This window comes from Marinobacter sp. CH_CUG1437-1, assembly GCF_037029655.1.
GTDB lineage: Bacteria > Pseudomonadota > Gammaproteobacteria > Pseudomonadales > Oleiphilaceae > Marinobacter > Marinobacter salsuginis.
Window position 1 is genome coordinate 46,168 of the sequence record NZ_JAYMEW010000002.1, and the last position, 17,149, is coordinate 63,316.

Below are 17,149 nucleotides of genomic sequence, written 5' to 3' on the forward strand. Positions count from 1 at the left end.
TATGACCAAGATGAATATGCTCCAGGCCATCAACAACGCCCTCGACACTGCCATGGCGGAAGACGAGCGAGTGCTGTGTTTCGGTGAGGACGTGGGTGTCTTTGGCGGCGTTTTCCGTGCTACCAGCAACCTGCAACAGAAGTACGGCAAGGCCCGTTGCTTCAACACGCCCCTGGTAGAGCAAGGCATCATCGGGTTTGCCAACGGCCTGGCGGCACAGGGCTCGGTACCGGTAGCCGAGATCCAGTTCGCGGACTACATCTTCCCGGCGTTCGATCAGATCGTGAACGAATCCGCCAAGTTCCGCTACCGCTCGGGCAACCTGTTCAACGTTGGCGGGCTAACCATTCGCGCCCCTTACGGCGGCGGTATTGCCGGCGGCCTGTATCACTCCCAGTCCCCGGAAGCCTACTTCGCCCACACCCCGGGTTTGAAAATCGTGGTACCGCGCAACCCGCATCAGGCCAAAGGGCTATTGCTGGCCGCCATCCACGATCCCAACCCAACCTTGTTCTTCGAGCCCAAGCGGCTTTACCGGGCCTCGGTGGGTGAAGTGCCAGACGAGGACTACCGCCTGCCCCTGGGTGAAGCCGAAGTCACCAAGGAAGGCACGGATGTGACGGTTCTGGGCTGGGGCGCCCAGATGGAAGTCATCGATCAGGCCGTGGAACGGGCCGAGAAAGATGGCATTTCCTGTGAGGTCATCGACCTGAGGACCATCTTGCCCTGGGATGTGGAAACCGTCGCCAACTCCGTGTTCAAGACCGGAAGGCTGGTGGTCACCCACGAAGCTCCCCTGACCGGCGGCTTCGCCGGTGAAATCGCTGCCACGATTCAGGAGCGCTGTTTCCTGTATCTGGAATCTCCGATCGCTCGGGTAACCGGGATGGACACCCCGTTCCCGCTGGTACTGGAAAAAGAGCACCTGCCCAATCACCTGAAGGTCTACGAGGCCATCAGGGCGAGCGTTGAATTCTAGGCTGATATCAGGACAGGAGAGCGACTATGAGTGATTTTATTCTGCCCGATATCGGCGAAGGTATCGTGGAATGTGAACTGGTCAAATGGCTGGTCAGTGAAGGCGATGTGATCGAAGAAGATCAGCCGGTGGCTGAGGTAATGACCGACAAGGCCCTGGTGGAAATTCCGGCGCCCTATAAGGGCCGGGTGACCCGCCTCTACTACAAGGAAGGCGATATCGCCAAGGTTCATGCCCCGCTGTTTGAGCTGGTGGATGAGAACGAAAGTGGTGGCCAGGCGCCGGCTAGCTCTGCGGAGCCTGCGGAGCCAAAGGCTGCCCCCGTGGCTGAAAAGCAATCTCCCTCAGGCGCCGAGTCCAGAGATAACACCACCGAAGACTTTATCCTGCCGGATATCGGCGAAGGCATCGTTGAGTGCGAGGTGGTGGAATGGCGGATTGCCGAGGGTGACGAAATCGAGGAAGACCAGCCTGTCGTGGACGTTATGACCGACAAGGCCATGGTCGAGATTACTGCTCCCAAAGCCGGGCGGGTAACCAAGCTTTATCACCAACAGCAGGCGATGGCCAAGGTTCATGCGCCGCTGTTCGCGTTCATTCCCCGGGAACGGGAAGAGCCAGAAGAGCCCAGAGCCAAACCGGAGCCCGCTGCGCAACTCTCAACCGCAACGGCCTCACCGGTTGCTAAGGCCAGCGGACAGCGTATTCCCGCCAGCCCGGCCGTCCGTCGCCTGGTGCGGGAACACGAGCTCAACCTCAGCGACATCGCCGGCTCCGGCAAAGATGGCCGGGTGCTGAAGGCCGATGTGCTGGCGCATATTGAGAGTGGTTCAAAATCTGCGCAGGCTCCGGATTCCGGCCACGAAGCGCAAGCTTCCGGCGGTACCGTGACACGCCGGCAGAACGCGCCCGAGCAGGACGTTCGTGTGGAACCGATCCGAGGCATGAAAGCAGCCATGGCGAAAAGCATGGTGAAATCGGCGTCCACCATTCCTCACTTTATCTACAGCGAGGATATTGATGTCACCGATCTGCTCAAGCTCAGGGAACAACTCAAACCAGAGGCGGAGGCTCGGGGCTCACGGCTGACGCTCATGCCCTTCTTCATGAAGGCCATGGCCCTGGCGGTCCAGGAATTCCCGGTACTCAACAGTCAGCTCAACGACGACGTCACCGAGATTCACTACCTGCCCCAATGCAACATTGGTATGGCGGTGGATGGCAAGGCCGGGCTTATGGTGCCGAACATCAAGGGCGTTGAGAGCCTGTCTTTGCTGGGCATCGCTGACGAAGTGGCGCGCCTGACCGAAGCAGCCCGATCCGGCCGAGTCAGCCAGGAAGACCTCAAGGGCGGCACCATCACCATCTCCAACATTGGCGCACTGGGTGGCACCTACGCCGCACCCATTATCAATGCACCCGAGGTGGCGATCGTGGCCCTGGGACGCACCCAGAAACTGCCCCGGTTTGACGCCAACGGCCAGGTGGTGGAACGGGCCATCATGACGGTGAGCTGGGCCGGCGATCACCGCATAATCGATGGCGGCACGATCGCCCGCTTCTGCAACCGCTGGAAAGGTTACCTGGAATCGCCCCAAACCATGCTGCTGCATATGGGCTGACGGACAATCATGGCGCAGAAGACTCAACTGCAGCAGTTCTACATCCCCGAAGAGCAGTCGATCTATCTGCTCAGCCATGATGATGCCAAGAAGCTCAAGGACTGGGTGGCGCTTTGCGCCGCCCAGCTCCGCCAACTTGGCTATCAGGACATCGAACTGATTGGTAAGGGCGCCTACGGCTTTGTCTTTGCCGGCCGCCTGCCGGGCACAGCCATCGGTGGCCCGGAACATGTGTTCAAATTCACCCGCATCAACCTGCCCAGACATCTTCAGGACCGGCTTGAAGACGAAGCGTACATTCTTGAACAGGTCCGTCACCCCAGGGTGCCGCGGCTGATTTCCTATCAGCGAGCCAATAACCAACCGATTCTGGTGATGGAACGGGCTGCCGGGCTGAATCTGGAAGAGGTTTCCCTTCGTGATGGCCGCCTGAAGCCACGACTCATTATCCGCATTGCCGACCAGCTTGCCGACATCCTGCGCAACCTGCGCCGGGAAAACGGCCCTGCCGGAAGACCGATCGTTCACGGTGATATCAAACCATCCAATCTGGTGTTCGACGCCAGCACCGAAAACATCGCGCTGATTGACTGGGGCTCCTCGGTGTTTGCCCAGCTGGACGCTAACCAGCAGTTCATTACCGCCAATGTGATGGAGCTGATGTCCGACAACCTGCAGCAAACCAACGCGCGGCTTGGGGATGTCTATTTTATTGGTGAGGAACAGCTCAACGGCGGCCTGTCTTCGCCCCGCTTTGATGAACAAGGCGCGGCGGGTACGCTCTATGCCTTGGCCTCCGCGCAATCCTGCCGTTTTGGTCATCGGGCGATCCCGGCCACCTCCCTGGGACTGCCCATGGAGTTCGCCCGGATGCTCGATGGCATGCTGTCGCCGGATCCTGACACGCGGCGCAAAGCCGGTGATTACTACCTCAGGGAAATGCCGCGGATGGCTCGCACGGTGATGATCGATCTGCCCGAAAAGCCGGTCGCGGCCCAGGTACCGGTTTGGGTTCGAGCCTCGGATCAGGAAATCGACACCGTGGTTTACAGCTCCCGCAAATCCTTCCTCCGGGAAGAGGGAGCGCCGGAAACCCTCAACGACGTTAACGACGTTCAGCTCGACCGCTACTACAAGAACTTCATGCAGGGCATGGGCGAAACCGAGAAAGCCTTTCTGGCGGCCGTCAGCCGCCTGGGGCGTTACCCGGTGGAAGGTGGCCTGGCCGTGCGCTGGGAAACCGATGGAATCTACATCGACACGTCGCTCAACCTGCACGATCCGGCCCTGAAGTCGGCATTTGTTCAGGCGGTCAACAACATGGTTTACCTCGCCCAGGCAATTTACCGACAGGGCATTTTCAAAAGCTGCCTGTTTAACGCCCGGAACACTCTGCACATCGACCGTGACGAGCCGGATCAACCCTTTCTCCTATCACCGGGAATGAAACTGCATTACGAGGTCAGCGCTGCGCCGGAGGTGGAGGATGAAAGCCGCGTGCATTCCTACTTCGAGGACGGCCCCGATCCGGAGGAGTTTCTGGTTCTGCCTGATATCATAATCCACGCTTTGGAGGCCCTGAACGACATCCACCACACCGGCATGATTATCTTCGAAGCCCTGCCCCGGCACCTAAAGATTCACAGCCACTACCGGCTGCTGGATCCCGACCGGGAAGCGGAGTTTACTCGGCTATTGGATGAAATCCTTTCCGCTGTCGAACAGATCACCGGGCTCGGAGTTTCCGGGTATATGAAGATGCCCTACAAGGACACGCGCTTTTTCCCGCATATCGAGCGTTTGCCCGACCGGTATTACCCGCGCAACCCCAGGTCTGAGCACGCTTAGACGCCAGGCCGATCCCATCCGTTTTGTCCGCTGTTTCGGACGCTTTGTCCGGTAAAGCCGACAATTTCAATCAAGAAACTCCCGAGATGTCCCAGGTACCGGACACTTCATTTCCAAAATCAGTGAACGAAACCGCTCAAGGCTCCTGAAAACACGTAAAAACAATGACTTGGCAACTGGCATGGTTCCTGTATCAGAACCGGACATAACGATAAAAACTGCCTGAAGAACAAATCGTTAAGAAAGACTGTTTTTCACGTTTGCTCGGATAACAATAAGGAACAACTATGCGATTTCTCCTACTGGCTCTGTTGCTGGTCAGCCCCCTGTGTTTTGCCAAAACCGTCGTTATCGTTCAAAGCTATCACATCGAATACAAATGGGATGCCGATTACATTGAGGCTGTCCGTTCGGTTCTTGGGAATGACCACGACATAAAGGTCTTTGAACTGGACACCAAACGCCTGCCCAAGCCCGAATGGCCAGACAAGGTGGCTGAGATTCAGGGCAAGATCGCCGAGATCAAGCCGGATGTGGCCATCCTGGGTGATGACAATGCATTTTCACTGATGGCGGAGCATCTGGTGCAGCGCGAGATTCCGGTGGTATTTTTGGGAGTGAATGGTGGCCCGGTTCAGCACCCTACCCTTGAGCACCCTCTGGTTACCGGAATACTGGAACGCCCCTTCTTCGCCGACAGTATCCGGCATCTGCGAAAAGTCCTTCGGCAGAGGGATCGCTTCCTGGTGCTGATGGATGACTCACCCACCATGCGCAATGCAGTGAACGAATATTTCGGTGACAAACGCCAGGCCACTATTTACGGCTCGGACCTGGATATCGTCCTGACCAACGACCGGGATACCTGGCTGAAATCGGTGGTAAACGCTCATGAGCGCTATGACGCCGTGGTTCTGGGAACCCACCACACTATCCGGGACAAGGACGGCAACTACGCTACTCCTTATGAATTGCTCAAGGAGGCCTATTATAGCGCTCAGCTTCCACTTTTCTCCTTCTGGGATATCTTCGTTGGTGAAGAACAGAGCATCGGCGGTTTCACCATCTCAGCCCAACAGGAGGGGCTTACGGCAGCCAGACTGGCCTCGCTCATCCTCAATGGCATGAGACCAGACCAGATACCGCAGCTGAAATCCCTCAGCGGCCATTATGTCTACAGCGAAAGCGGACTCGAGCACTGGAACCTTCAACTCTCTCCGCTGATCGCCAGTCAGGCTAACTTTGTGGAGTAGATTCGTCGCTTTTCCATTAACGACCGCTGCGCCGATCCGGAAAATCTCGCCCAAGACTTCAGATTTGGTCGGCGCAGCCGATAAGAAACAAAACAAATTAATAGAAGGGCTATGCTTTGGCTTCCTCTTTCCTAAACTCCTTAGAAAGAAAATTAGGTGTTCCCGGCAAGTTATTAATTGCTCCCCTTTTTATTCTTTTACTGTTCGCTGCTGTCACGCTTTTCAGCGTTTTTGAATTCCAGAAACTGGATCAGAGAATGAACACGGTTGCCCGGGATTTGGCACCGGATACCGCGATAGGAACCGACTCGATCACCAGCGTCTATCGAATGAGACTTCGCGTGTTCGATTATTTTTCGACCGGAAACGAAAAGACCCTTGAACGCTTCGGTGAATCGGAGGCGGATTTCAGGGCGGTGATGGCAAAAGCCCAGGAAGACATCCAGGAGCCCGAGCGAGCCAAACTGGTTGATCGCATTGAAGAGACAACCAATCAGTACATTGATTCGTTCAGAAACGAACTGGTTCCAGCAAAGCGTCAGGTGCTCAGCATCATCGATGAGAAACTGGATGTGCATGGGCCGAACGCAACAAAAGCCCTCAGACTCGCTTTAAACGGCGTCGCCAATCGTGAACCAGACAGCGAATTGAGAGCTGGCCTGGAACAGCTCCTGAATGATGCACTGATCATGCGAATGACCGCTCAGCGCTATCTGGCGACTGGCGACGAGGACTCGCAAAAGGCACTGGGATGGGCCATCGAGGACCTTTCTGATGCATTGGAACTGATTGATGCAGAAAACGGCCCGGAATTCGTTCAGGTGTACCTCAATACCGTCGTCGAGGAGCTTGAAGCCTACCGAACCGGCGTTCAGCAGATGCTGGAACAACAGAGTATTCTGGTGAGCGTCAAAACCCAGAAGCTGGATGTCCTTGGGCCGGAAATTGCTAGTATGGCACGGCAACTTGAAAGCAGTATCTTCGCGTCTCTGGATCAGGAAGCGGATGAAGCAACGGCGGAAACATCCCTAGCACTCAAGTTCACTCTCGCCGCGTTTACAGTGTCTGCAGTGCTCGGGCTGATCGTTGCGGTGTTGATGAGCCGTTTGATGGGCTCTAGTGTGAAGCGTGCAAAAACTGAAATCCTCGGTTATCTCGACGACATCGCCAACAATAACGGCGACTTGTCCACCAGGCTGACCCCGGGTCGCCCGGACGAAATCGGTGATTTCATTGGTGCCGTCAACACCTTCCTGGAAACCCTCGAGAAGACAATCTCGCAAATCGTGAGGGCTTCCCGCCAGCTTACGGGCGAATCGGAGTCCCTCTCCGGCATCACCAAGCGCACCACCGCCAACTCCGAGCAGCAGCGCGATCAGATCACTCAGGTGTCCGCCGCCATGCAGGAGATGGTCTCGACCTCTGAAGAAATCGCTTCGAACACCAGCGAAACTGACGAATCCGCCCGCAAGGCAGCTTCTCTCGCCGATTCCGGCCAGGAAACCGTTGGCTCTGCCATCAGAGCAGTCACTAACCTTGCCAATCAGGTAGAAAAAGGATCGACGCGCATCCAGCAGTTGGAAAATGAGTCAGCCGAGATTGGCAATGTGCTTGCGGTGATTCAGAGCATTGCAGAACAGACCAACCTTCTGGCCTTGAACGCCGCTATCGAAGCGGCCCGTGCCGGCGAGGCAGGTCGGGGTTTTGCCGTGGTTGCCGACGAGGTCCGCGGGCTGGCCAAACGGGTGCAGGAATCAACCGTCGATATCGAGCGCATTGTGTCACAGCTTCAAAGTGGCGCAGCCGGTGCAGTTGTAGATATGAGCAAGGCCAAGCAGATGGCCGAAGAAGCCAGCGAGGAGGCGAGCAAGTCCGGCGAAGCACTGACCGATATTCTGGCCGCGGTCAACAGCATCGTCGAAATGACAACCCAGATAGCCAGCGCCACCGAACAGCAGAGAGCCACAGCATCCGAGATGACTCAAAATGTGGAAATGAGCAGCGGCGCTATTGAAGAACTCGCCGGGGATATCTCCCAGGTAAACCAATCAAGCCAATCTCTGGCCACCATGGCTGATGAGTTGAACACTCTGGTGAGACGCTTCCGTGCCAGTGAATCCTGAGCAGACAATGGTTGCAGATGTTAACCACTTCACGAGAGCGTCCATAATTACCTGATACCTTGGGGCTTCAAGTTACAGAATGTAACCGGAAACGGACTGCCCGGAGGTATCCTGCCATGACGCGCTCTCAATCATCCCGGAAGCCCGGCGTACGCAGCCCTGTCATCGCCATGCTGACAGCGGCTGCCGGCCTTGGCACTGCTCAAGCCGCCGAGCCAGAGAAAGTCATCTTCGCCGCAGAGAATGCGCTTTACGGGGCCGGCCATGATATCGGACGCGCGGATGGTTGGATCGATGAACAACTCCGAACGGCCATACGCGCCTATCAAGGTAAGAATGGGCTGCAAACCAACGGCAACCTGGATGCAGCAACACTGGAAGCACTCGGCGTGACCAAAACCTCAAGCGCAACCATCGCTGCAAATTCGGTCGGCAGTCGAAAGGCATCAATGGCAAAGCTTGGTTTGTCCCTGCCCGAGCCGGCACCCGATTCTCCTGCCGTTGCCAGAGCTGAACCGAAGCCAGAGCCAGAGCCTGCGCCCCAACCTGTCGCGACGCCCACCCGAACTCCTTCCGAGCAGGTTGCCCAGACACCCTTACCTGACATTAAAACGCCGGACAAACAAGTAGCTACTGGGGATACTTTAAAACAACCTGAAGTTACGATTGAGGAAAAGGCGCCCTCAGAACCCCAAGCCCCAACGCCAGATCCCACGCCGGAACCTGTGGTCGCCGAAGTAACAACACCGGAAGTCAACGAAGAACCAGACCCGGTGCTGGCCCAGCTCCCTACGGAACCGACCGGCGCGGGATACGCCGAGCGGGAAGCAACCGATACCAGGAAAGCCCAGCCAATCGAGGAAGAGACCACTGCATCAACACCCACGGCTGCCGAGAAACCTCATAGCACCGGGGGCGGCTTTTTCAGCAAGTTGTTCGATTTCTTTTTCGGTTGGCTGGTATGAGCGTCAGCTCTGCAACCGGTCTTTGAAGACTTTCCAGTCGATCACGTTGCCTTCAGAGTCGAAATGGACATAACCACGAAAGCTGGGGTCATCTTCCCAGGCTTTCACAAAGCCGACGGTTTCACCGTCATCTGAAACGATTTCAAAGGCTTCACTGTGGGCTCTGGCCATTACTTTGTCGGGATCTGTGTCAGAACGTCTGAGGCTTACGGAAGAGTCTAGAGGTAAGGTGCTTTGAAGGAATTCCTGGATCATCGTCAAGCTCTCCTTTCGGGGTGAACCGGTCTGGTTCTGGAGGTAGCGTAACTATAAGCTGATCCGCTAATAGAGAATACAGATTCAGATCAATTTTCTTAGACTTTTTCGAGATAAAAATACTTTAAGAACAAGGGCATATTTCATTATTGTGACAACATGTAACCTTCCGAACCGGTTATTTTTCAACCAACTCAGAAGGTTACCTTAGCCACATTCGATCGCGTCTACCGATCAGAATTTCCAGAACGGGGTGCTCAATTTCTGTTCAACGAGCTCCGGGGAAAATCCCACATCGTTCAGCAAACGGCGATCCATTGTCATTACCAAATGGACAAAGTTGCGCTTCATCCGCCAGCCTTTGTAAAGAGAAGCAGCTCTTTTCATTTCATTACTCCTTAGTCAACCCAGAATTCGGTCGGTAAAACCGGGACCTTGTTTAATTAGGATCCTATTCTAGGCTTGACAAGGAGTTTTCTGAATACTTGGAAACCCCTATAAACAGGGGCTCCCAGCATTTTAGCGTTTCAGAATGGTGTCATTTTAATTGCAGTTTCATGACGCCTTGGCGTTTGAAATCAGCACCTGGTAAAGGTCGTCCTTGAGCTGTGCCCGCTTCTGCTTCATGCGGTGCAATTTGTCGTCGCCAATGGGAGAGTCCCTCTTTTCCAGCCCTTCAATTTCGTGATCAAGATGCGTGTACTCCTGAAGCTTTTCATTGAACTTCAGATCATTGCTCTTGAGTTCCTGGATAAGGTCTTTGTACTGGGGGAATTCTACGTGAAGCTCGTGGCTGGAAATGCCCATCGTTATACGCTCCTTTTGTTTGCAGAGTGTTGATCAAAGCTGATCACCTTCAGCATAGACGAGCGTGCCAGTTTCTGGGCGTCTTTGACAAATCGCTAATTACGCACGACGTTCCATGGGTATAGCATGGCAGAACGTTATCCAGTTACGCCTCGGGACACTTGCGAATGACCTTTGCACGAATTACCGGCACCGGTTCTTACCTGCCTGACAACATTGTTACCAATAAAGACCTCGAGAAAATGGTCGACACCACCGACCAGTGGATTCGCGAGCGCACGGGCATTGAAAGGCGGCACATCGCCATCGAAGGCCAGACTACGGTGGACCTGGCGGAGCAGGCTGCCAAGAATGCCATCGACGCGGCAGGCATCAAGGCTGAAGACATTGACCTGATCGTGTTTGCCACCTCCACGCCAGACAAGATCTTTCCGAGCTCCGCCTGCATCCTGCAGGCCCGCCTGGGAATCCATGGCTGCCCTGCCTTCGACATTCAGGCCGTATGTAGCGGGTTTGTCTACGCCCTCGCAACCGCCGACAAATTCATCAAGACCGGAAGCAGCAAAAAAGCGCTGGTTATCGGCGCTGAGGTGTTTTCCCGCATCATTGACTGGGACGACCGGGGAACCTGTGTTTTGTTCGGTGATGGCGCCGGTGCCGTGATCCTGGAGGCCGATGAGGAAACCGGCATCCTGTCTACCCACATCCACGCGGATGGTCAGTATGAAGATCTGCTGCACGTACCCTGTGGTATTTCGGACAACTACGATCAGGTAAAAGCCGGACGCGCATTCGTTGAGATGAAAGGCAACGAAGTGTTCAAGGTGGCGGTCAACACGCTCGGGAAGATCGTTGACGAAACCCTGGCCGCCAACCAGATGCAGAAATCGGAAATCGACTGGCTGGTCCCCCACCAGGCCAATCTCCGCATTATCTCGGCGACGGCAAGGAAACTGAACATGTCTATGGACCAGGTGGTCGTTACCGTCAATGAGCACGGCAACACCTCAGCTGCATCCATTCCCCTGGCCCTTGATGTAGCGGTAAGAGACGGTCGCATCAAGCGCAATGAAGTACTGCTGCTGGAAGCGTTCGGCGGCGGCTTCACCTGGGGCTCAGCGTTGCTGAGATACTGAGTCAGCCTACGCACACCCGGTTGCGCCCCGATTCCTTGGCTTCATAAAGGGCTGAATCGGCTCTATCGACCAGCCCCTCGGGCGTGACCTCCGTTGCCACGCCCGTTGTGGTTAGGCCAAGGCTGATGGTTACGTACTCTGCAACTGAAGACAGCTCGTGGGGCATTGCCCGTTCAAGAACCCCTTTCCGACAGGACTCCGCAATCACCCCGGGATCGGCAGTGTCCGGCAAGATGATTGCGAATTCCTCACCGCCATACCGTGCGACCAGGTCCCCGGGCCTCTTTGCCATATCTCTCAGAATGCTCGCGACCTCTTTCAGACAAGCATCGCCTGCCGGGTGACCATATTCATCGTTGTATTCTTTGAAAAAATCGATATCGATCATGATCAAAGACAACCGGGTACCGTCTCGCCCCGCCCGCCTGACCTCTCGCTCAAGCACGGTATCGAAATGTCGCCGATTAGCGAGCCCTGTCAGGGCATCCGTAAGTGAAATCTGCTCCAACTGGGCCTTTGCATCCGTCAACGCCAGGTTGCGCCTGGCACCTGCCAGGAAATACCCGACAACAACGCACACAAGAACAATGCCGGAAGAGGCCACAAACACTGGCAGCAGGCCGCGTTTTTCGCGAATCAAGCGGGCAGACGGAACCGCTTCGACGGTCCACTGACGACCCGCAATCTCGAATTCTCCCGCCCGGTACCGATTATCGTACTGCCATGATTCGGCCGCCGGATCCCCGGATCTGAAAAGCAGCGTCTCATCACCCCCCGTTCGATCAATCACTTCCAACAGAAGATCGCTTCCAAGCTCACTTCCGACCGCTTGCCCAACCAGCTCTCCAACCCGGAAAACACCGTTGATAAAGCCGGAATGATAAGCTTCGGAGTCACCTTGCCCAGCCATGGCGCCCGGCTCGACCCTATACAGAGGCGCAAACACCAGAAACCCTTTTTGATTCTCCGGTTCCTGAACCAGACGGATTCCTGCCGTCGCCACCATTTCACCGGTCGCCTTTGCCCGGTCAAGCGCCTCGAAGCGGGAGCCTTCACTGGCAAGATCAAATCCAAGCGCCGCCCGGTTATCAAAAAGCGGCTCAATGAACTGAACGGGCACGTACTGCGCTCTCGAATTCACTGGAACCAGCCCGTCCGAACCTGCCTCGCGAACAGTGAAGTCCTCAAAAACCTCGCTTTGCTTGCGAGTGAATTCGCTGAGTTGGTCCTGCTCCAGCACAGGCGCCCAGGCAAACGCCTGGATGGCCGGGGATCGATCGAGGACGTTCCTCGTAAGTGTCTCGAAACGGGCCCGGGTCATTTCAGGCATGATTCCCACGGCTGACTTCAGCGCATAGAGAATCTCGAGGTTCAACAAAACCTCGCGTTCAATGCTATCGGAAAGTTGATCTATGTCCGCCTTGAACTCGAGCTCAACGGCTTTCGATTCCTCGATATAGAACAGTCTTCCAAGGGCAAGACTGATGACCACGCCTACGGTAAAAGCGACTGCGGCTGGCACAAATATTCGTCTTTTCGGGTAACCTGCTGCGGACAATCTGAACATCCTCTCGAGTCGCTGGAATTGGCACCAAAAGCCTGCAAAAACACTTGCTCAGATAGCTTTTACGTATCCCGGCATTCCCGGGATGTGAGGGAATGTAAATAAGCAGTGAAGCGTTCCTGAATGAGATTGGCACCCGAAAGGCCATTCGGTTAAACTGTATTTTTATACAGTAATGAGCAATCCCACTGCGAGGAAAAACCATGGCAGTACAAGCAGTCTACTTTTCTGATAGGGACGGCCTGGATATGGCACTGAAAAATCCTGAGACGATGCTGTTCACTTCAAAAGCCGAAGCCGACGCACGAGACAAAGTGCTCGAGTTGGCCGAAGAAATTCAGGTATTCCTGGGCCGCAAGGTCGAGGGGCTGGGTGACGATCTGGCCGAACGCTGCGCCATGGCCATCGCCGAGGATAAAGAACTGTTCCAGAAGGCCCTCAAAAAGCCAGAGCTTCTGAACGCGGATCAGTAAAAAACGTCATGGGCGGCAGGCAGTTGCCGCCCTATTTTCACCCAACTTCTATCCATCTGCCATTGTCATAGCGCTCGATTCCCTGGTCAGCCATTCGGTGCAGACTGACCCACTGGTTATCCACCAGCGCGGCTACATCCCGCTGGCGATGCAATACCGATTCGATTCGATCCTCTGGTGCATCAATAAGAACCGTCAGACGGACCGGTTCATGACGCCAATAGGTGCCGTCATGCACAGACTGTAACGGCAGACCGATTCTCAAATGCGCGCCGTTGCCTTCGACCACACCCACGTTACCCCCAACCACCGAATGCAGCAGCTTATTACCGGCACCGTAAACCTCGGGAACGGTAACGGACGCGAAATACTGGAGGTTGATCCAGTTGGCGACCACCATGGGTGCCGCCAGTAGAGATTCAAGGAGAGAACCATCAGCGTCTTGAGCCGGGTCGTAGTCATGCAGGAATACCCGCCCCGACAGGTCGCACCCCCGGGTTTTGTTTCGTTTGGCAAAAATGATGGCCGCGTTATTGGCCAGGCCCCACTCCGGGCGCACCTCAGACCAATCCCGGGTTCGGGTTTCCATCGCCTGCTTGAGGTTCGCATCGTCCAGACCATTCATTTTCAATGGTGTGGCCCGCTCCTTCCGCACGCGAACGCCAGCCTCTGCAAACCCGGCTTCAAGGTCCGCCAGCCTCTGTACATGGGAATCCGGAACCAGGTGGCGATCGGCAATCGTTACTTTATCCGTCGCCGTGCAATGCTCGGCAGCCACCACCCACGTAAAGTCCGGGATCCTGATGCCCTCGTCCGCCAAGCCTGCCCGAACCTGTGGGTCGTTCAACAGGCGCGCCGCCAGCCGCGCGTTGACGCCGCCACTCTGTCCACCGCAGGCGCCACACTCCAGCCCGGCCCGGTTCGGGTTGTTGTCGGTATGACTTCCGTGGCCAACCAGCGCCAGCAAGGGTGCAAACCCCTTGGTCAGAGACATGCCACGGAGCATATTTGCGACCAGCGCAACCTTTTGGGGATCCGACAGCGGGTCCCCGCCAAGACTGTGCACCAACCGGCCCTCGACGGTTTTTTCATCTTTCGCTTTATGGCCTTTTTTCAACGAGTCCTTCAGCAGCTTCCAGGCCCAGGCCAGACCGGTCGTTTCGACCAGCGTGAAGGTCGACAGGCTGGTGTATTTCGCCTTCCTCACCGATTCCCGGGCAATTTCTCTCTGATCCAGGGAGCGGTTCTCTGCCAAATCCTCGCGCAAGCTGCCCCTGGTATCGATCAACCGGTACGAGGCGGGCAACAGACCCGGCAAACGGCGAGCCGGCGCGAACGGTCCGTGCTGCTGGTGGTCAATTGGCATCCCGAAGAACCCGGCAAAGCCTAGGGTCTGAACCCCGGGGTAAACCTCCTCCAGGTGGCGGCGAATGACTTCAGAGCGAACGTCAATACAAAAGACGGCCTGGGCGTCCGGTCTTTGGCTTTCATGATCGGATGCTTGTTGCTTGTCGGGACCAGCCGCGAGCCTACTCCAGAGAGTGCGTTGATAGCCGATTTCAAAGGCACGTTGCCAGCCCCAGAGCCTCGTGCGAATGTCGTGGTCTCCGTTGCGACGCGCCCGTGCTCTTTGCCTCTGCCACTCGGCTTTCTGGGCCGTTGTTGCAAAGGCAACACCGGCGGATTCCCATACCAGCATGATGGCCAGTATCTCCGCGCACCGATCCGATGAGCGGCCCTCAAGGCCGGCCCGCCAATCCTCACCCCGGCACCAGGACGCCCAGCCGTTCACCTTCAGCAACAGGCTGTGGCACAGGGCCTCAAGCTCTTCCCCGAAGACACCGATCCGATTCAGGGCATCAGGAATGGCTTCGTCCATCTTGTCTGGCACGCTTTTGAAGAAGGCCCTTGCGCCTTTGAGGCCGGTACTGAAATCGAGAGAAAGGTCGCTGCGAACAGACTCCAGCCAGAACTGGAAAAGACCCGTTTCGGGGCTATCGTCAACAGCTGACCAGCGGCCCTGCCGCTGATCGAAGAAGGCGCCACACACACGCGACACCTGATCACAGGCCGTGTCGGCCAGACCACCCTGATCGTCGCCGCTTGCCAACCTGTAGGTATCGAGTATGGAGCTTTTCAGGGGTGCTCTTGTGGAAGGTGCCCGACCAAGCCAATCCAGATACCAGGCTGTGTTCTGCACATCGCCCCGTTCGGCGATGCTTGCCTGCAAATCCTCCTGGCGGATCCGACCACCTTGCCAGGCCTCCCGATAGAACTCTGTTGGCATAAGCATGCTGAATCCGCCGCGCTCGCCGAGCACCTGGTCAGCCCGCGAAGCCGGCAGGTGCCGCAGCCCCCAGAACGGATTCACCGCAATCCACTGGTCCAGGGGCCAGACTGGAGCGATAAGCTCGCAGGCCTGCCGGAAAGGCTTGTGCCAGTCATCCGTCATTGAACGCAGCTCCGGGACCGACTCGCTGACGCCACTCATGATCTATCCTCCAGTCTGAACGGATGGTGAGGAACACGGTGAAACATGGCCGGCACCTTGAGGGCTTCCGCTGCCAGGTAATGCGTCAGCCGGTCAAACGGCAACTCGAGATAAAGCCCCTGACGGAAATGGACACACAGCGTTCGGGTTATCCGGAAACGGGCCCCGAATACGATCATCAAAGAAAAGACAGCCAACACCGCGATCATTGCGGACGCAACCGACCAGGCTGCAATGGGGATAACGAAACCCTCGTGCACAGGCACTGCCGGGCCAACCAGGAAGTGCAGCAGCGAGTACAGGGGAACCAGCAGCACCGCCAGGCCTGCAAGCCTCAGCTTCACCGCAGAGGTCGCTCCGGCCGGAATACCCATGGCAGCCGCGGAGACCGCCAACACCAGCAAGGCTCCGAATACCGGGTTGTTCTCCACGATCCACGGAGCCAGAACGAGGATAGCGGCGGCCAACAGGCCGGTAGAACCGGCCCAAAACAGCCGACTGGCCGGCGACGATTCCGGAAATGGATTTGCCGCAGATACTGCCACGGTGCGACCGGAAGCCAGGAAAGAGTGTGCCTTGTACAGCGAGTGAGCCAGCAGATGCAGCAGAGCCAGGGTGTAAGCGCCCATACCGATCTCAAACAGCATGAACCCCATCTGCGCGCAGGTGGACCACGCCAGGGCATGCTTGACGGAGTACTGCGTCATCATGGTCAGGATCGCAACGATCGCTGTCATACCACCGAAGACCAGCAACACCATATGGCCGGCCGTAAAGCCGTCAAACACGGGGAACAGGCGCAGCCAGAGGAACCCCCCAAGGTTGATTACACCGGCGTGAAGCAACGCCGATACCGGCGTCGGCGCTTCCATTACGCGGATAAGCCAACCGTGAAAAGGAATCTGGGCGCACTTGAGTACTGCCGCCAGGGCCAGAACAACCGATGCCACAGTCAGGGCAGTGGATCCGCCTTCACGGGCGGCCTCAGCCTGAACCATTTCCGGCAGGTAAAAGGTGCCGTAGTGAAGATACAGGGCCACCACACCGGAGATGACCAGTGCATCGCCTACCCGACTGACAATAAACTTCTGCACTGCCGCCATACGGGCCTGGGGGCGGTCCTGGTAGAGGGTCAGCAAATGATGCAAGGCCAGACTGACACCAATCCAGGCGCCCGCAAGAATCAACAGGTGGTTGGTGAATACCAGGATCAGGACAGAGGCAACGGTGACCAGAAACCAGGGGAAAAACCGGTCGCGGCCGGGATCCTGGCTGAGGTAGTTGTTCGCGAACCGCAGTATCACCCAACCGATAAAGGCCACCATGAGCGCCATCCAGACTGCAATACCGTCCGGGTAGAGACCGTATCGACTCCCCAGGTTCGCCAAGGTATTACTGTTTCCTCCAACGCTGGCCTGCAACAAAAGCAACACGCCCACCGTCAGAGACGCAGCCATAGAGGACACCAGTAGCCATCCGGCTACTCTCCAGCAGTGGTTCAGCTTCAGCGGGCTTTTCAGCCAGCCACTCAACCCTGCCAGTACGAAAAGACTCACCGGAAGCAGCAGCCAGATTGCGAGGATCAATAGCGATGACGATTCAGCGATTGGGTGCATATCAGCAAACCTCCTGT

At 56.5% G+C, this 17,149-nt stretch carries 14 protein-coding genes; 8 read left to right on the plus strand and 6 right to left on the minus strand.

Annotation, left to right across the window (positions count from 1 at the left end; translation table 11 throughout):
- Position 1 precedes the first annotated feature (1 nt).
- The 6 genes from WA411_RS05615 to WA411_RS05640 all read left to right on the plus strand — a co-directional run bounded on the left by WA411_RS05615 (position 2) and on the right by WA411_RS05640 (position 8,790).
- A complete protein-coding gene (locus WA411_RS05615) occupies positions 2-979 on the plus strand; it encodes an alpha-ketoacid dehydrogenase subunit beta (protein ID WP_069185257.1) in 978 nt (325 codons plus the stop codon).
- Between the two features lie 26 nt (positions 980-1,005).
- Positions 1,006-2,601, plus strand: coding sequence for a dihydrolipoyllysine-residue acetyltransferase (locus WA411_RS05620; RefSeq protein ID WP_291908670.1), 1,596 nt, complete (start codon positions 1,006-1,008; stop codon positions 2,599-2,601).
- Positions 2,602-2,610: 9 nt separating this feature from the next.
- Positions 2,611-4,449, plus strand: coding sequence for a protein kinase domain-containing protein (locus WA411_RS05625; RefSeq protein ID WP_069185259.1), 1,839 nt, complete (start codon positions 2,611-2,613; stop codon positions 4,447-4,449).
- 287 nt (positions 4,450-4,736) lie between these two features.
- Positions 4,737-5,702 carry an ABC transporter substrate-binding protein gene (locus WA411_RS05630; protein WP_222464442.1) on the plus strand — a complete coding sequence of 322 codons (966 nt, stop codon included), beginning with the start codon at positions 4,737-4,739 and terminating at the stop codon, positions 5,700-5,702.
- 257 nt (positions 5,703-5,959) lie between these two features.
- A complete protein-coding gene (locus tag WA411_RS05635) occupies positions 5,960-7,825 on the plus strand; it encodes a methyl-accepting chemotaxis protein (RefSeq protein WP_291908675.1) in 1,866 nt (621 codons plus the stop codon).
- A 116-nt stretch (positions 7,826-7,941) separates the two neighbouring features.
- Positions 7,942-8,790 (plus strand): peptidoglycan-binding domain-containing protein, encoded by an 849-nt coding sequence (locus tag WA411_RS05640; RefSeq protein ID WP_291908677.1) that lies wholly within the window; start codon positions 7,942-7,944, stop codon positions 8,788-8,790.
- Between the two features lie 3 nt (positions 8,791-8,793).
- Here WA411_RS05640 and WA411_RS05645 read toward each other — a convergent pair whose 3' ends face one another.
- From WA411_RS05645 to WA411_RS05655, 3 genes are all read right to left on the minus strand, one after another.
- A complete protein-coding gene (locus WA411_RS05645; protein ID WP_209397549.1) occupies positions 8,794-9,045 on the minus strand; it encodes a hypothetical protein in 252 nt (83 codons plus the stop codon).
- A 234-nt stretch (positions 9,046-9,279) separates the two neighbouring features.
- Positions 9,280-9,432, minus strand: coding sequence for a hypothetical protein (locus tag WA411_RS05650; protein ID WP_167352733.1), 153 nt, complete (start codon positions 9,430-9,432; stop codon positions 9,280-9,282).
- A 168-nt stretch (positions 9,433-9,600) separates the two neighbouring features.
- Positions 9,601-9,852 (minus strand): YdcH family protein, encoded by a 252-nt coding sequence (locus WA411_RS05655; RefSeq protein ID WP_136632255.1) that lies wholly within the window; start codon positions 9,850-9,852, stop codon positions 9,601-9,603.
- A 167-nt stretch (positions 9,853-10,019) separates the two neighbouring features.
- On the opposite strand from WA411_RS05655, the gene WA411_RS05660 reads away from it, so the two are divergent.
- Positions 10,020-10,988: a beta-ketoacyl-ACP synthase III gene (locus WA411_RS05660; RefSeq protein ID WP_069185264.1), complete on the plus strand. Its 969-nt coding sequence runs from the start codon at positions 10,020-10,022 to the stop codon at positions 10,986-10,988.
- Between the two features lies 1 nt (position 10,989).
- Here WA411_RS05660 and WA411_RS05665 read toward each other — a convergent pair whose 3' ends face one another.
- Positions 10,990-12,510, minus strand: coding sequence for a CHASE domain-containing protein (locus tag WA411_RS05665; protein ID WP_291908687.1), 1,521 nt, complete (start codon positions 12,508-12,510; stop codon positions 10,990-10,992).
- A gap of 245 nt (positions 12,511-12,755) precedes the next feature.
- Here WA411_RS05665 and WA411_RS05670 point away from each other — a divergent pair, with 245 nt between their 5' ends.
- A complete protein-coding gene (locus WA411_RS05670; protein ID WP_069185266.1) occupies positions 12,756-13,025 on the plus strand; it encodes a YebG family protein in 270 nt (89 codons plus the stop codon).
- Between the two features lie 37 nt (positions 13,026-13,062).
- Here the strand turns inward: WA411_RS05670 and WA411_RS05675 are convergent, their stop codons facing one another.
- Both WA411_RS05675 and WA411_RS05680 read right to left on the minus strand, forming a co-directional pair.
- Positions 13,063-15,516 carry a YbcC family protein gene (locus WA411_RS05675; protein ID WP_291908690.1) on the minus strand — a complete coding sequence of 818 codons (2,454 nt, stop codon included), beginning with the start codon at positions 15,514-15,516 and terminating at the stop codon, positions 13,063-13,065.
- Complete coding sequence (locus WA411_RS05680) at positions 15,513-17,132, minus strand: NADH-quinone oxidoreductase subunit L (RefSeq protein ID WP_291908692.1); 1,620 nt, start codon at positions 17,130-17,132, stop codon at positions 15,513-15,515. The genes WA411_RS05675 and WA411_RS05680 overlap by 4 nt, the downstream gene beginning before the upstream one ends.
- Positions 17,133-17,149: the final 17 nt, after the last annotated feature.

Excerpts from the sequence above, each read along its gene's own strand:
- WA411_RS05615 (WP_069185257.1), top strand. The coding sequence starts at position 2 with ATGACCAAGATGAATATGCTCCAGGCCATCAACAACGCCCTCGACACT.
- WA411_RS05620 (WP_291908670.1), top strand. The coding sequence starts at position 1,006 with ATGAGTGATTTTATTCTGCCCGATATCGGCGAAGGTATCGTGGAATGT.
- WA411_RS05625 (WP_069185259.1), top strand. The coding sequence starts at position 2,611 with ATGGCGCAGAAGACTCAACTGCAGCAGTTCTACATCCCCGAAGAGCAG.
- WA411_RS05630 (WP_222464442.1), top strand. The coding sequence starts at position 4,737 with ATGCGATTTCTCCTACTGGCTCTGTTGCTGGTCAGCCCCCTGTGTTTT.
- WA411_RS05635 (WP_291908675.1), top strand. The coding sequence starts at position 5,960 with ATGAACACGGTTGCCCGGGATTTGGCACCGGATACCGCGATAGGAACC.
- WA411_RS05640 (WP_291908677.1), top strand. The coding sequence starts at position 7,942 with ATGACGCGCTCTCAATCATCCCGGAAGCCCGGCGTACGCAGCCCTGTC.
- WA411_RS05645 (WP_209397549.1), bottom strand. The coding sequence starts at position 9,045 with ATGATCCAGGAATTCCTTCAAAGCACCTTACCTCTAGACTCTTCCGTA.
- WA411_RS05650 (WP_167352733.1), bottom strand. The coding sequence starts at position 9,432 with ATGAAAAGAGCTGCTTCTCTTTACAAAGGCTGGCGGATGAAGCGCAAC.
- WA411_RS05655 (WP_136632255.1), bottom strand. The coding sequence starts at position 9,852 with ATGGGCATTTCCAGCCACGAGCTTCACGTAGAATTCCCCCAGTACAAA.
- WA411_RS05660 (WP_069185264.1), top strand. The coding sequence starts at position 10,020 with ATGACCTTTGCACGAATTACCGGCACCGGTTCTTACCTGCCTGACAAC.
- WA411_RS05670 (WP_069185266.1), top strand. The coding sequence starts at position 12,756 with ATGGCAGTACAAGCAGTCTACTTTTCTGATAGGGACGGCCTGGATATG.
- WA411_RS05675 (WP_291908690.1), bottom strand. The coding sequence starts at position 15,516 with ATGAGTGGCGTCAGCGAGTCGGTCCCGGAGCTGCGTTCAATGACGGAT.
- WA411_RS05680 (WP_291908692.1), bottom strand. The coding sequence starts at position 17,132 with ATGCACCCAATCGCTGAATCGTCATCGCTATTGATCCTCGCAATCTGG.